We start from the raw sequence: 14559 nt of genomic DNA, 5'->3' as shown, positions 1-14559 counted from the left end.
CGTTTGTTAGGCGAAGGTGATGTTCTGGTCGCGCAGCGGCACCGAGCGGATGCGTTTGCCCGTCGCTGCGAAATAGGCATTGAGCACCGCAGGCGCCGCAACGCCGATGGTCGGCTCGCCGACACCGCCCCAGAAGCCGCCGCTCGGCACCATCACCGCCTCCACCTTCGGCATCTCGTTGATGCGCATCGAGTTGAAGGTGTCGAAGTTGGTTTGCTCGATGCGGCCGTCCTTGACGGTGCAGCCGCCGTAAAACAGTGCCGAGAGGCCATAGACGAAGGAGCCCGCGATCTGCCGTTCCACCTGCGCCGGATTGACGACGTAGCCGGGATCGGTGGAGGCGACGATCCGGTGCACCTTGATCTTGCTGCCGTCGGTCACCGAGATTTCGGCGGCGCCGGCGACATAGCTGCCGTAGCCCATGACCTGCGCAATGCCGCGATAGACGCCTTGCGGCGCCGGCTTGTCCCAGCCGATCTTTTCGGCCACGGCATTAAGCACGGCCAGATGCTTGGGGTGATTGCCCATCAGCTTGCGGCGGAAGGCGAGCGGGTCCTGGCCCGCTTCATGGGCGAGCTCGTCCATGAAGCATTCCATGTAGATCGCGTTGTGATTGACGTTCACGCCGCGCCAGAAGCCGGGCGGAACGTGCGGGTTGCGCATGGAATGCTCGATCAGCAGGTTCGGCACCGCGTAGCCGAACGCGGCCTCGCCGGATTGGGCGACGCCCTGGAAGGCCGCCGGATCCATGCCGTTCTGCAATGCCTCGGGGCGCACCGAGAACAGGATGGATTGCCCGGACAGGCGGTAGTGCAGCGCGACCAGATTGTTGTCGGCGTCGAACGCGCCGGTCATCTTGCATTGGGTGACCGGGTGATACCGGCCATGCGTCATGTCCTCTTCGCGCGACCATAACAATTTGATTGGCGTGCCCGGCATCTGCTTCGCGATCGCGACGGCCTGGCGGACATAATCCGTCATGCCGCGCCGGCCGAAGCCGCCGCCGAGCATCACCTTGTGCACGTCGCACTTCTCCGCCGGCAGGCCGGATGCCTCAAGCACGGCCGCGAAAGCCGCTTCGCCGTTCTGTGTGCCGCACCAGACCTCGCATTTGTCCGCCGTATAGAGCGCGGTGGCGTTCATCGGCTCCATCGTGGCGTGGTTCTGATAGGGATAGTTGTAGACGGCCTCGATCTTCTTCGCGGCGCCGGCCATCGCTGTCTTCACGTCACCGTTCTTGTTGCCGACATAGGCCGGCTGCGCGTCGTCAAGGCCCTCGGCCAGCCATTTCGCAATCGTCTCGCTCGAGACCTTTGCGTTGTCGCCTTCGTCCCAGACGATCGGCAGCGCTTCCAGCGCGGTCTTGGCGTGCCACCATGTGTCGGCAACGACCGCGACCGCGGAATCGCCGACCTTGACGATCTTCTGGACGCCTTTCATGCCGGCGACCTTGGCTTCGTCGAAGCTCTTCACCTTGCCGCCGAACACGGGGCAATCCTTGATCGCGGCGTTCAGCATGCCCGGCAGCTTGATGTCGATGCCGTAGACCATCGTGCCGGTGGTCTTGTCGGTGGTGTCGAGCCGCAGCAGGCCTTTGCCTGCGATGGTCCAGTCCTTGGGATCCTTGAGCTTGACGTCCGCCGGCGGCGTCAGCTTCGCAGCGGTTTCGGCGACCTTGCCATAGGTCGTGGTCTTGCCCGATGCTTTGTGAGTGATGACGCCTTTTTCGACGGTGCATTCGGAGGCCGGCACCTTCCACTCGTCGGCGGCGGCCTGGATCAGCATCACGCGTGCGGTGGCACCGCCCTTACGAACATAGTCCTGCGAGGAGCGGATGCCGCGGCTGCCGCCGGTCGAGAAATCGCCCCAGACGCGTTTGCGGGCGACACTCTGGCCGGGTGTCGGGTACTCGGTCGTGACCTTCGACCAGTCGCATTCGAGCTCCTCGGCAACGAGCTGGGCGAGGCCGGTGAGCGAACCCTGACCCATCTCGGAGCGGGCGATGCGGATCACCACGGTGTCGTCCGGCCTGACCACGACCCAAGCGTTGACCTCGGGCGAGCCGTCGGCTGCGCGGACCACCGCGGGGCCGCCGAAGGGGAGGTCGAGGCCGATGGCGAGGCCCGTGCCGACGGCGGCGGTGCCGACCACGAAGGCGCGGCGGTTCAACTTGGCGGAAACGTGCTTGTTCATATGCCGGCTCCTTAGGCGCTAGCGATCGTGTGGATCGCCTCGCGCACCTGCTGGAAGGTGCCGCAGCGGCAGATATTGGTGATGGCCTCATCGATGTCGGCGTCGGTCGGTTTCGGCTTCTCGCTCAGCAGTGCCGCCACCGCCATGATCATGCCGCTCTGGCAATAGCCGCATTGCGGGACGTCCTTGGCGATCCAGGCCTGCTGCACCTTGTGCAGCGTGCTGCCGGAGGCGAGCCCCTCGATCGTGGTGATCTTCTTGCCCTCGGCCTCACTGACCGAGATCCCACAGGAGCGGGTGGCGACGCCGTCGATATGGACGGTGCAGGCGCCGCATTGTGCAATGCCGCAGCCATATTTGGTGCCAGTGAGGCCAGCATTCTCGCGGATCGCCCAAAGCAGCGGGGTGTCCGGCTCGACGTCGAGCGTGAAGTTTTTTCCGTTGATTGTTAGGTTTGCCATTGCAAATCCCCTGATTGGCCCATCCACCGATGGACTCAGCGGCGCAATGTGTCCGGCAAACTGGAACTGTTCAAATCAAGAGTCCGAGGGGCAGCTATCGAAGATTCTCGCGGCTGCGGGAAAATTATGGACCGGGCGGTGTTGTGCGCGTTCTGAGAAGGGCCGGGCCTGTGCCCGGATTGCGCCATCTCCCTGGACGCCGGTGGCTTGGTCTGAGGCGACGTCCGGGCGCGAAGAGAGCGCGACAGCTTGTCCCTTTTGCCTGGGTGCAAGACCACGATGCTTTGCTACACTGACTCAAAGCCTCTAAGAGTTCCATGGGAGTTTCGTGAACGTGCCGCAGCCCTGCAACGTGCTCATGCTCTATCCGCTGTTCACCGCGGAGTCCTTCTGGAGTTTTGGCGAGTCCTGCAAGCTGATGGGGGTGCGGCGCCCTGCCGCGCCGCTGGGCCTGATCACCGTTGCGGCGATGTTGCCGGAGAGCTGGACTGTCCGGCTCATCGATTGCAACACGCAAACCTTCGGCGACGACGATCTCGCCTGGGCCGACGTGGTCTTCACCGGCGGCATGCTGCCGCAGCAGGCCGACACGCTTATTCTGATCGACAAGTGCCACGCCGCGGGCAAGCCGGTGGTGGTCGGCGGGCCAGATCCGACGTCGAGTCCTCACATCTATGCCAGCGCGGACTTCCAGGTGCTAGGTGAGGCCGAGGGCGTCATCCACGAATTCATCGCAGCTTGGGACAGTGGCAAGCGCGCCGGAGTCTTCACCGCGCCCAAATTCCAGGCCGATGTTACCCGGACGCCGGTGCCGCGCTTCGATCTGCTCAAGTTCGAGGACTATCTCTATCTCGGTGTGCAGTATTCGCGCGGTTGTCCGTTCACCTGCGAGTTCTGCGACATCATCGAGCTCTATGGCCGCGTGCCGCGGACCAAGACGACCGAGCAGATGTTCGTCGAACTCGAGCGGCTCTACCAGATGGGCTATCGCGGCCATCTCGACTTCGTCGACGACAATTTCATCGGCAACAAGAAGTCGCTGCGCCAATTCCTTCCCCAACTCGCCGAATGGCAGCGCGCGCACGGCTATCCCTTCGAGCTGTCGACCGAAGCCTCCGTCAATCTGGCCGACGATCCCGAATTGCTGGAGCTGATGGGCGCGGCGAATTTCTTCGGCATCTTCGTCGGCATCGAAAGTCCGGATCCCGCAACGCTGGTCGCGATGCGGAAGAAGCAGAACACGCGGCGCAACATCGCCGAGAGCATCCACAAGATCTACGCCGCCGGCATGCTCGTCACCGCCGGCTTCATCGTCGGCTTCGACAACGAGAAAGTCTCGATGGCGGATGCGATGGTCGATTTCATCGAGGAGGCCGCGATTCCCGTCGCCATGGTTGGCCTGCTCTATGCCTTGCCGAACACGCAGCTCACGCGGCGGCTCGCCAAGGAAGGCCGTCTGCATCCGGACCATGATCTCGCCTCGACGACCGGCGGCGACCAGTGCACCGGCGGCATCAATTTCGATCCGGTGCGGCCGCTACGCGATATCCTGAAGGACTACAGGAACGTGCTGGAGCGGATCTATAGTCCAGCCGCCTATGCGAGGCGTGTCGACAAGCTGATGACGCTGCTCGACCGCTCGAGGCAGCGCCATGAGCTCGCCGAGGGCGACATCCGCGCGCGGGTCGGGGCGATGGAGACGGTGCATCGTGTGGTCACCGCAATCCCCGAAGCACGCGGGCCGCTCTGGCAGACCTTCATGAATTGCGCCAAGCGCGACACCTCGTCGGCACGCATCGCCGTGCAGATGATCGCGGCCTATGCCCATCTCGGACCGTTCTCGCGCAAGGTCATCGATGCCATCGACGCGCGCTTGGCCGCGCTCGACGACGAGCCGGTGATCCCGGCGCCGGCGATTGACGTCACGGCGGCACGACACTTGGCCTGAACGTCTTACTTCACGGCCAATCGCAGGAAGCTCATCACGCTGCCGAGCGCGGCAAAGCCTGCCCCGAGCGCCAGCGCGACGGTGGCGCCGTTGTGGCCGGCGAGCGCGAAGCATGCCGCGGCAAGCGCCGCGCCGGTCGTCTGCCCGGTCAGGCGCGCCGTGGCGACGATGCCGGAGGCACTGCCGCCGCGATGCGGCGGTGCGCTTGACATGATCGCCTTCATGTTCGGCGCCTGGAAGAAGCCAAAGCCCATGCCGCAGATCATGATCCGCCAGACGATATCAGGAATGCCTGGATTCGCCGGCAGCAGCGCGAGCAGCGCCATGCCGAGGCCGAGCAGAATGAGGCCGACGCCGCCGAGGAGACCGACCGGATGGCGATCGGAGAGGCGTCCGGCGATCGGCGCCATGATGCCGACGACCAGCGGCCACGGCGTCATGAAGAACCCGGTCTCGACCTGGGAGCGCCCGAGCACGTCCTCGAAGTAGAACGGCAGCGAGACGAAGGCGAGGCCTTGCACCGCGAAGGAGCAGACCGCCGTCGCCGCCGACAACGCAAACATCGGCCGGCTGAACAAATCGATCGGCAGCATCGGCGCGGGGTGATCGGCGTGCCGCCGCGTCAGGATGAAGCCGAGCGAGAGCGCCGTGACCAGCTCGACGGTCACGACGACCGGCGACAGATTATGCGCGGCGCTGCCGATGCCCGTGATGAACAGGCCGAGGCAGATTGCGGTGAGAAGCGCGCCGAGGAAATCAAAACCGTGATCGGCGCGCGGCGTCTTCGGCAGCATCGCAAAACCGATGCCGGTGGCGACGAGGCCGAAGGGGATGTTGACGGCGAACAGCCACGGCCACGGGCCAACCGCAAGGATCGCAGATGCGATCGAAGGGCCGAAGGTGAAGGCGGTTGCAACCACGAGTGCATTGTGGCCGAAGCCGCGGCCCTGCATCCGGCCGGGGTAGACGAAGCGCACCAGCGCGGTGTTGACGCTCATGATGCCGCTGGCGCCCAGGCCCTGCAGCGTGCGTGCGACCAGCAGGCTGTCCAGCGACCAGGCGACCGCGCAGAGCAGCGAAGCGACGGTGAACAGCACGAGGCCGCCGAGATAGATGCGCTGGTGCCCGACGATCTCGCCGAGCGCGCCGAGCGGCAGCAGGGTCGCGACCAGCGCGATCTGGTAGACGTTGACCACCCAGACCGACTGCTCCGGGCTGACATGCAGATCAGTCGCGATCGCGGGCAGCGCGATGTTGGCGATCGCGGTGTCGAGCGAGGCCATCGCCAGCGCGGTGAAGATCGCGGCGATCGCCCAGCGGCGCTGCTCCGCCGGCAGGCCATCGGCAACTGGACGATCGGGCTCGCGCGCAGCGGCAGGTAACGTGATTGTCATTGCCTTGCGCTTTGCTCCGGCGGCCTGGCTTCGGTGGGGTTTTCGCATGTACTACGCTTGGGGCGGCTTCCACAGGCATATGCTTGCATGCATTGTATGCGCGAAGGTCAGGCGCTCTCACGGGGAATCACCATGCACATCGTCGTTCTGCCGGGGGACGGGATCGGACCGGAGATCACGGCCGCGACATCGGGCGTGCTGCGCGCGGCGTCCGAACGCTTCCAGCTCAATCTGCGGCTGGAGGAGCACGCGGTCGGGCATGCGAGCCTGAAGCTGTCAGGCACCACGGTGCGCCCCGAGCTGCTCGACATCGTCCGCGCCGCCGACGGCCTGATCCTGGGACCGACCGCGACCTTCGACTTCAAGGACGAGGCGCACGGCGAGATCAACCCGTCGCGCCACTTCCGCAAGAACCTCGATCTCTACGCCAATGTCAGGCCTGCGCGCACCTATGCCGGACGGCCCGGCCGCATCGGCGATTTCGACCTCGTCGTGGTGCGTGAGAACACCGAAGGGTTTTACGCCGACCGCAACATGGAGCAGGGTAACGGCGAGATGCTGGTCACGTCCGACGTCGTGATCTCGCTGCGCCGGATCACGCGCCTCTGCTGCGAGCGCATTGCGCATGCCGCTTGCCGGCTGGCGATGAAGCGGCGCAAGCATCTCACCATCGTGCACAAGGCCAACGTGCTCAAGATCGGCGACGGCATGTTTCTGGACATCTGCCGCGCGGTGGCGAGGTCCTATCCCGGCCTTGCGGTCGACGACATCTTGGTCGACGCCATGATGGCGCATGTGGTGCGCAACCCCGAACGCTTCGACGTCATCGTTGCCACCAACATGTTCGGCGACATCCTGTCCGATCTCACGGCGGAGCTCTCGGGCAGCCTCGGCCTCGGCGGCTCGCTCAATGTCGGCGACCGCTACGCGATGGCGCAGGCCGCGCACGGCTCGGCGCCCGACATCGCAGGGCAGGACGTTGCCAACCCGGTCTCGCTGATCCTCTCGACGGCGCTGCTGCTCGGCTGGCACGGCGAGAGAAGCGGCGCGGTCCGCTACGAGGAAGCGGCGCGTGCGATCGAGGCGGCGGTGGCGAAGGCGATTGGCGAGGGCAGGGCGACACGCGACGTCGGCGGCAAGCTCGGCACCGTCGCAGCGGGCGCCGCGATCGCGGAGATCCTGCAGGCGGAATGAGCTTTCGCCCGCTCTTTTCCTTCACATCGAAACAAGAAGCTCGAAAACAACCCCATGCACAGTAGAAGGCCCCTTGAACGGCAAGGGGATTCTTAGACGGCTGCGCAGCACCTCTTGCGCTCTGGCCAGGTTGACACGTCGGGCAAAACACCGGCACGATGTCATCATGGGGTGGTTGCGAAGGCCAAATGTCGATGACGTGCTCGAATGTCGCGGACTGACGGGCCGGCTATGCCTGGCTCTCCCTGAAAAGAATACACACCGGACTTCCCACCTTCACGACGTTGCCGGTCGCCGCGAGAAGCCCATCAGGCGCGCGCGTGAACATGGTCACCATGTCGCTGTCTTCGTTGGCGGCAAACAAAAATCGATCTGACGCGCCGAGTGCGAAAAATCGCGGGGTTTTGCCGCCGCTCGGGGTCCAGCCTCTTGGCGCCAGTCGGCCGCTCGCGGCGTCGATGGCATAGATCGCGAGGCTGTCGTTGCCGCGGTTTGAGGCATAGACGTAGCGGCCGTCGGCCGAGACCGCGATCTCCGCCGCCCGGCTGTTGCCGGTGAAGCTGTCGGGCACGGCTGAGACGACCTGAAACGGCGAGAGCGCGCCGCTGGCCGGGTCGAAACGATACGCCGTCACCGTCGAGTCCAGCTCGTTGACGACATAGGCGAGCTTGCCGGTGGGATGAAACGCGATGTGACGCGGCCCTGCGCCTTCGCGCGCCTGAACCGGCTTCGAAGCGAGAACGAGCTTTCCTTTCTCTGCGTCGATCCGGTACGTGAAAACGAGATCAAGCCCCTTGTCCGGGACGACGATGAAAGTGCCGGACGGATCGAATTCCACCTGGTGCGGCTTTGCAAAAGGCTGCTCCACCCGGTGCGGGCCAATCTTGCCCTCCAGCTTGACAAGGTCGATCACCGCGCCGAGCGCGCCGTCCTCCTGACGCGGCAGCAGCGCCAGCGACGAGGTGATGTGGTTGGCGACCACAACGTAGCGATTGCTGGGATCGATGGCGAGATGCACGGGGTTCTTGCCGTCCGTGCTCCGGCGGTTGATCACCCGCAGCCGGCCGCTACCGGCATCAATCGCCATCGCGGTGATGTCGTTGAGGTCGCCATGCACGGTGTAGAGGAAGCGCCTGCTACGGTCGAACGCAAGGAACGAGGGATTGACGAGGTCGTCGAGCAGCTGGAGGTGGGTCCACGCGCCCGTCGCATTGTCCATGCGATAAACATTGAGACCGTCGCCGCTGGCGTTGCGCTCCTTCGTGGTGCGTGCGCCGACATAGACATACGAAGCGGGTCCTTCGGACATGGTCTGGTTTCCCTGCGCATGGCGCGTTTGTGCGGGCGATCGAGACGGCATGGCGGCGCCAGCCATGGCGAGGGCTCCGCCCATTGTAAGCTGCGCCAGCCGCCGCCGGGACAGCTCCGGCTTCAGCGTTGCATCGGTACGATCAGCGTCCATCGACAAAATCCCCGGTGCCACCGCTCGCCCAAAATTGTCTTTTATTTTTTAAAACACAAATTTACGATGGGCACAATGGCCCGAAGTTCGACTGGCTTGTGCCTGTCGCCGGGGTCAGACAATGCTTTGAGGTCGATCCATCCGAGTCGCGCGCATGCCCCGTCCCAATCTAGCCGCCCAGATGACCGCGCGGATTCTCGAATACATCCGCCTCAACGATCTCCAGGCGGACCAGCATCTGCCGAGCCAGACGCTGGCGGATGCGCTGCGGGTCTCGCGCGCTCCCATCAACGCCGCGCTGCAGATGCTGGAAGACATGAAAGTCGTGCGATCCGAGCCGAACCGCGGCTTCTTCCTGGTCAAGAGCGCGCGCGAGCTGCCCGACGCCGTGGACGAGGGCGAGGTGCAGGAGGATGAATGGTATTTCGCGATCGCAGAGGACCGCCTGTCCGGCAATCTGCCGGAGCGCGTCAGCGAAAGCGAGCTGATGCGCCGGTATGGCCTGTCGCGAAGCCGTCTGCTGAAAGTTCTCAACAAGATCGCCGACGAAGGTTGGATGGAACGTCTCCCGGGCAATGGCTGGGCCTTCGGGCCGCTTCTTACCTCGCGGGAAAGCTACCAGCAGGGCTATCAATTGCGTATCGCGCTCGAGCCCCAGGCGCTGATGCTGCCGAGCTTCGAGGTCGATCACGGAGCTTTCGCGGAGGCGCGCGACAAGCAGCAATGGATGCTCGGCGGCGGCTACAAGCGGGCCTCGCGCGCAGAGATTTTTGCGGCCAACAACGACTTCCACGAAATGCTGATGGTGTGCGGTGGCAATCCTTTCTTCCTCGACGCGGTCAAACGGGTCAATCGGCTGCGTCGTCTCGTCGAATACCGCATCACGGTCGACCGTAGCCGCCTGCCTCAGCAGTGCCGCGAGCATCTCAACATCCTGGATTTGCTGGAGAAAGGGCTGCGCCAGGAGGCGTCCGACTTCCTCAGGGTCCATATCTCGGGCGCGGGGCTAATCAAGATTCCCCGCGCTTGACTCAAGGCTGTCGGATTTGCATTTTATATTTTAAAATGCAATAAGGGCCTGAAGGCGGCTGCCGCAGGCACGGACAAGCGCGCCCACAACCACAAGCCCTGAGGATGCGCCGCCATGTCCACGACGTCAGTCGAGCAGTCCACAATGCGCAAGGTGTTCTGGCGCATCGTGCCCTATTGCTTCGCGCTCTACGTGATCTCCTATCTCGATCGCGCCAATATCGGCTACGCCGCCTTGCAGATGAACAAGGAGCTGGCACTTACCAGCGAAGCCTTTGGCTTCGCGGCCGGCATCTTCTTCATCGGCTATTTCCTGTTCGAGGTGCCGAGCAATGTCGCGCTGAACAAATACGGCGCACGAATCTGGATCTCGCGGATCCTGATCACATGGGGCATCGTCGCGACCGCCACGGCCTTCGTGCAGAGCGCGACGCAGCTTTACTTGCTGCGCTTCCTGCTCGGCGTCGCCGAGGCCGGTTTCTTCCCCGGCATCATCATTTATCTGACCTACTGGTTCCGCGCCAAGGAGCAGGCCACCACCGTCGCACTGTTCACGGCCGCGATCCCGGTCTCTTATCTCTTGGGCGCGCCGCTCAGCACGTGGATCATGGACCACGTCTCCGGCTTTGGCCTCAGCGGCTGGCGTTGGATGCTTCTGCTCGAGGGCGGTCCGGCCATGATTGCGGGTGTCGCCAACTACTTCATCATGACCGATCGACCTGAAGAAGCGCGCTGGCTGACCACTGAGGAGCGCGACTGGCTCACCGGAGAGCTGCGCAAGGACCATGCGGCGCGTCCCAATGTCGAGCATCTCGGCGTCATCGCCGCCATCACCAATCCAAAGGTGCTGTTCCTGTCGGTGATCTATTTCATCTACCAGGTCGGCAATCTCGGCATCGGCCTGTGGATGCCGCAGATCATCAAGGGCATGTCGGGCCAGCTTTCCAATTTCGAGATCGGCCTCATCGCGATGCTGCCTTACGCCTTTGCGACCGTCGCGATGGTGCTGTGGTCGCGCAACTCAGACCGTACCGGTGAACGTCAGAAGCATTCGGCGCTGCCGCTGCTGCTGGGCGCGGTCGCGCTCGCCTGCACCGGTCTCGTCGTACAGCCCGCAGCGGCGATGGCGCTGATCTCGCTGTCGCTTGCCGGCCTCTACGCGTTCAAATCGCCGTTCTGGTCGCTGCCGGGGCTGTTCCTGAGCCGTTCGACCGCGGCCGTCTCGATCGCCGCAATCAACTCCATCGGCAATCTCGGCGGCTTCGCGGGACCCTACGCGATTGGTGCGATCAAGGACGCGACCGGGAGCACCTATGGCGGGCTGCTGTTCCTCAGCGGTTTGTTGTTCGTCTCCTTCCTGATGACCTGGTTCGCGCGGATGGAAAGCCCCGACGCAGCGCACGCCAAACCGGCAGAACAACACGCCTGAGGACAAACTGATATGGCCGATTTCACCACGCTCGATGTCGCCGACAAGACCTATCGCATCGCCGGCATCCGTGCGGTCATCGGCGACGATCTCACGCGCTTGCCGGTGATCCTGCGCATCCTGCTCGAGAACGTGCTGCGCCATGCCGGCGCGGAGAGCGAGGCGGCGGCTGCAGCGATCCGCGACTGGCTCCGGCGTGGCACCAGCGAACGCGAGATCGCCTTCCAGCCCGCGCGCATCTTGATGCACGACACGACCTGCGGACCTGCGTTGGTCGATATCGCGGGGCTGCGCGCGTCGCTTTCGGAGCTCGGCGGCGATCCGGCAAAGCTCAATCCCGTGCTGCCGGTTGACGTCTCGACCGATCACTCGATCGGCGTCGACGTGTTCGGTCGCAGGGATGCGCTGAAGCAGAACATGCAGCATGAGCTGAAGCGCAACGCCGAGCGCTACCGCTTCATGAAGTGGGCGACGTCGGCACTTTCGGGGGTGCGCGTACATCCGCCCGGGACCGGCATCATGCATACGCTGAATCTCGAACGCCTCGCGAGCGTCGTTACTCATGTCGAGCGCAATGGCGTGCACTGGGCGGCCCCGGACACGCTGATCGGCACCGACAGCCATACGCCGATGATCAACGGTATCGGCGTGCTGGCCTGGGGCGTTGGTGGTCTCGAGGCCGAGAGTGTCATGTTCGGCATGCCTGTGATGATGCGCGTGCCCGATGTGATCGGTGTGCGCCTCACCGGGCGCTTGCGCGAAGGCGTGCTCGCGACCGATCTCGCGCTCACGGTCACCGAGCGCCTGCGGCGCATCGATCTCGCCGACCGCTTCGTCGAGTTCTATGGTCCTGGCGTATCGACGCTGTGCGCCGGCGATCGGGCCGTGGTCGCCAACATGACGCCGGAGTTCGGCGCCAATTCCGGTTACTTTCCGATCGACCAGCACACCCTGGACTATCTCGCGCAGACCGGCCGCTCAGCCGAGCAGGTCGCCCTTGTCGAGGCCTATGCCCGCCGGCAGCAGCTCTGGTTCGATCCGGAGGCGCATCCGCGCTATACTGACACCCTCACCATCGATCTCGACGAGGTCGAGGTGAGTCTCGCCGGCCCACACCGTCCACAGGATCGTATTGCCGCGAGCCGTACTGCCGAGGCGCTCGGAGCTGATATCGGTGCGTCGTCGTCAGGTGTGCCAGCCGATGGCTCGGTCGCGATCGCCGCAATCACGAGCTGTACCAATACTTCGGATCCGCGCCTGCTGATCGCCGCTGGCCTCGTCGCCCGCAAGGCCCGGCAGCACGGCCTCACGCCGCCGGCCTGGGTAAAGACATCTCTCGCACCTGGGTCGCCGACCGCGGAAGCCTATCTGCGCCGGGCCGGTCTGATGGATGATCTCGACGCGCTGGGTTTTGGCATTGTCGGCTATGGCTGCACCACCTGCATCGGCAATTCCGGGCCGCTCGCGCCTGCGATGGTCGAGGCCATGACGTTGCAAAAAATCGCGCCGGTTGCCGTGCTCTCGGGTAACAGAAATTTCCCCGGCCGCGTTCATAGCCAGGTCGAGAACGGCTTCCTGGCCTCGCCGCCGCTAGTCGTCGCGTTCGCGCTCGCAGGCGATGCGCGGCGCGACATCCTGAACGATCCGATCGGACGCAATGCTGCCGGGCGCGACGTCCGTCTTGCCGACCTCTGGCCGACCGGCGCCGAGATCGATGGGGCCCTGGCCAAGGCGCGCGATGTCCGTGACTACGCGACTGCCTATGATGCGGCCGAAGCCAGCGCCGATTGGGCCGCGCTCGATGCACCCGGTGCCGCGCTGTTTCCCTGGGACCAGGCCTCCACCTATATCCGTCGTCCGCCCTTCGCGAGCCTCGGCAAGGGCACGCGCCTCGGCCACTATGCGGCGACGCCGCTGCTGGTGCTCGGCGACGACATCACGACCGACCACATTTCGCCGGCCGGTGCGATTCCCGCGGCGGGCGATGCCGGCGACTATCTGATCGCGCGCGGCGAGGTGGCCGATGATCTCAACGTCTTCGCCTCGCGTCGCGGCAATTGGGAGGTGATGCTGCGAGGTCTCTTCACCAACAAGAACGTCCGCAATCATCTGGCCGCAGACCTTCGCCCCGGTACCACGGTTCACGCCCGTTCAGGCGAGCGCCTGTCGCTGTGGCGCGCGGCGGATCGCTATGAGGAGGAGGGCCGCTCCGTCGTCGTGCTCGCTGGCGAGCGCTACGGCATGGGCTCGTCGCGCGACTGGGCCGCCAAGGGCGTGGCCCTGCTTGGCGTGCGGGCCGTGCTGGCGCTCAGCTTCGAGCGCATCCATCGCTCCAACCTGATCGGAATGGGCGTGCTGCCGCTGCGTCTGCCTGGCGATCGCAGACCGCAAGAGCTCGGCCTTCGCCCGACCGATCAGATCGAGGTCAATGCGCCCATGGATGCGATCCGGCCGCGCGGCCGCGTGCCCGTACGCATTCTGCGCGACGGCGGCGAGATAGACGGCTTTGCGGCCATCGCTGCGATCGAAACCAGCCTCGAATGCGACGTCCTCGGAGCGGGCGGCCTGCTGCCGCTGATCTTGCGGCGCGCCTTGTGAGCGCGGGCGGACTTGAGCAGCCCGCCCCCTAGAACTGATACCGTCGCAATCCCCCATCCACCGGGATCACCGTCCCCGTGATGTAGCGCGCCACTGGCGATGCCAGGAACACCGCGAGCGCGGCGAGGTCCTCCGGCTCGCCCCAATAGCCGACCGGAATCTCCTCCTCGGCAAAGCGCTCGCGATAATCCGGCGGATAGTTGCGGCGGATCTGCTCGCTCATGATGCGGCCGGGCGGGATGCAGTTGATGGTGATGCCGTGCTCGCCGATCTCGCGCGACAGGCCCTTGGCCCAGGCGTGGACGGCGGCCTTCGCGGCGAAGGCGGCGTTGAGGCCTTCCGGCTCGGACTTGCCGGTGATGTTGACGATGCGGCCCCATTTGCGGTCGATCATCTGCGGCAGCAGCGCATGGGCGATGCGGCGATAACTGGTGAAATTGAGCGCGATCGCCTCGTCCCATTTGCTGTCGGGCGCATCGACCGGCAAGGGGCGGCTGCCGCCGGCATTGTTGATGAGGATGTCGACATGGCCGAGCTCGCTCACGGCGAAGGCTGCGATCCTCTCGGCGGCGTCCTTGGCCATCACGTCCTGCTCGAGCGGCGTGATCAAGCCGCCGCCGACCTCCTGCACGAGTTCGGCGAGCAGGTCGGTCCGCCGCGCCACGCCGACGACGCGCACGCCTTCGGCAGCCAAGCCCTTGGCAATGGCACGGCCGATGCCGATGCTCGCTCCGGTGACAACAGCGGTTTTCGATTTGAGCCCGAGGTCCATGGTCACACGCTCTCTTGATGGGGTCTTGCTTCTTGGTTTCGTTTCCAGCCCGTCCCGCGGGCTCTACCGAATTGCCTGG

General features: G+C 64.8%; 10 protein-coding genes. 5 read left to right on the top strand and 5 right to left on the bottom strand.

Going from position 1 to position 14559, the window contains the following annotated elements:
• Positions 1 to 6: 6 nt before the first annotated feature.
• Positions 7 to 2193 carry a xanthine dehydrogenase family protein molybdopterin-binding subunit gene (locus ACWAT4_RS29340; RefSeq protein WP_449728698.1) on the bottom strand — a complete coding sequence of 729 codons (2187 nt, stop codon included), beginning with the start codon at positions 2191 to 2193 and terminating at the stop codon, positions 7 to 9.
• A gap of 11 nt (positions 2194 to 2204) precedes the next feature.
• Entirely contained in the window at positions 2205 to 2654 is a 450-nt protein-coding gene (locus tag ACWAT4_RS29335; RefSeq protein ID WP_449728697.1) for a (2Fe-2S)-binding protein, read from the bottom strand.
• A 328-nt stretch (positions 2655 to 2982) separates the two neighbouring features.
• Between ACWAT4_RS29335 and ACWAT4_RS29330 the strand changes: the two genes are divergently transcribed.
• Complete coding sequence (locus ACWAT4_RS29330; RefSeq protein WP_449728696.1) at positions 2983 to 4602, top strand: B12-binding domain-containing radical SAM protein; 1620 nt, start codon at positions 2983 to 2985, stop codon at positions 4600 to 4602.
• 5 nt (positions 4603 to 4607) lie between these two features.
• Here ACWAT4_RS29330 and ACWAT4_RS29325 read toward each other — a convergent pair whose 3' ends face one another.
• Complete coding sequence (locus ACWAT4_RS29325; RefSeq protein WP_449728695.1) at positions 4608 to 5996, bottom strand: MFS transporter; 1389 nt, start codon at positions 5994 to 5996, stop codon at positions 4608 to 4610.
• Between the two features lie 132 nt (positions 5997 to 6128).
• Here ACWAT4_RS29325 and ACWAT4_RS29320 point away from each other — a divergent pair, with 132 nt between their 5' ends.
• Complete coding sequence (locus ACWAT4_RS29320; RefSeq protein WP_449728694.1) at positions 6129 to 7190, top strand: isocitrate/isopropylmalate dehydrogenase family protein; 1062 nt, start codon at positions 6129 to 6131, stop codon at positions 7188 to 7190.
• Between the two features lie 229 nt (positions 7191 to 7419).
• Here ACWAT4_RS29320 and ACWAT4_RS29315 read toward each other — a convergent pair whose 3' ends face one another.
• The gene (locus tag ACWAT4_RS29315; RefSeq protein ID WP_449728693.1) at positions 7420 to 8652 is read right to left on the bottom strand and encodes a lactonase family protein; all 1233 of its coding nucleotides are present in this window, start codon (positions 8650 to 8652) and stop codon (positions 7420 to 7422) included.
• 154 nt (positions 8653 to 8806) lie between these two features.
• Between ACWAT4_RS29315 and ACWAT4_RS29310 the strand changes: the two genes are divergently transcribed.
• The 3 genes from ACWAT4_RS29310 to acnA all read left to right on the top strand — a co-directional run bounded on the left by ACWAT4_RS29310 (position 8807) and on the right by acnA (position 13708).
• Positions 8807 to 9682 (top strand): GntR family transcriptional regulator, encoded by an 876-nt coding sequence (locus ACWAT4_RS29310; RefSeq protein ID WP_212297844.1) that lies wholly within the window; start codon positions 8807 to 8809, stop codon positions 9680 to 9682.
• Between the two features lie 114 nt (positions 9683 to 9796).
• Entirely contained in the window at positions 9797 to 11110 is a 1314-nt protein-coding gene (locus ACWAT4_RS29305; RefSeq protein WP_449728692.1) for an MFS transporter, read from the top strand.
• A 12-nt stretch (positions 11111 to 11122) separates the two neighbouring features.
• On the top strand, positions 11123 to 13708 hold the full coding sequence (acnA, locus tag ACWAT4_RS29300; protein ID WP_449728691.1) for an aconitate hydratase AcnA: 2586 nt from the start codon (positions 11123 to 11125) through the stop codon (positions 13706 to 13708).
• Between the two features lie 28 nt (positions 13709 to 13736).
• On the opposite strand, the gene ACWAT4_RS29295 is transcribed toward acnA, so the two are convergent.
• A complete protein-coding gene (locus tag ACWAT4_RS29295; RefSeq protein WP_212425047.1) occupies positions 13737 to 14480 on the bottom strand; it encodes an SDR family NAD(P)-dependent oxidoreductase in 744 nt (247 codons plus the stop codon).
• Positions 14481 to 14559: the final 79 nt, after the last annotated feature.

It is taken from the genome of Bradyrhizobium sp. T-1 (assembly GCF_053592855.1).
Note: the sequence above shows the minus strand (reverse complement) of the source record. Positions and strands in the feature narration are given on the sequence as shown.

Bases quoted from the DNA above. Each gene is read 5' to 3' on its own strand.
- ACWAT4_RS29340 (WP_449728698.1), bottom strand. From the start codon at position 2,193: ATGAACAAGCACGTTTCCGCCAAGTTGAACCGCCGCGCCTTCGTGGTC.
- ACWAT4_RS29320 (WP_449728694.1), top strand. From the start codon at position 6,129: ATGCACATCGTCGTTCTGCCGGGGGACGGGATCGGACCGGAGATCACG.
- ACWAT4_RS29310 (WP_212297844.1), top strand. From the start codon at position 8,807: ATGCCCCGTCCCAATCTAGCCGCCCAGATGACCGCGCGGATTCTCGAA.
- ACWAT4_RS29325 (WP_449728695.1), bottom strand. From the start codon at position 5,996: ATGACAATCACGTTACCTGCCGCTGCGCGCGAGCCCGATCGTCCAGTT.
- ACWAT4_RS29305 (WP_449728692.1), top strand. From the start codon at position 9,797: ATGTCCACGACGTCAGTCGAGCAGTCCACAATGCGCAAGGTGTTCTGG.
- ACWAT4_RS29335 (WP_449728697.1), bottom strand. From the start codon at position 2,654: ATGGCAAACCTAACAATCAACGGAAAAAACTTCACGCTCGACGTCGAG.
- ACWAT4_RS29295 (WP_212425047.1), bottom strand. From the start codon at position 14,480: ATGGACCTCGGGCTCAAATCGAAAACCGCTGTTGTCACCGGAGCGAGC.
- acnA (WP_449728691.1), top strand. From the start codon at position 11,123: ATGGCCGATTTCACCACGCTCGATGTCGCCGACAAGACCTATCGCATC.
- ACWAT4_RS29315 (WP_449728693.1), bottom strand. From the start codon at position 8,652: ATGGACGCTGATCGTACCGATGCAACGCTGAAGCCGGAGCTGTCCCGG.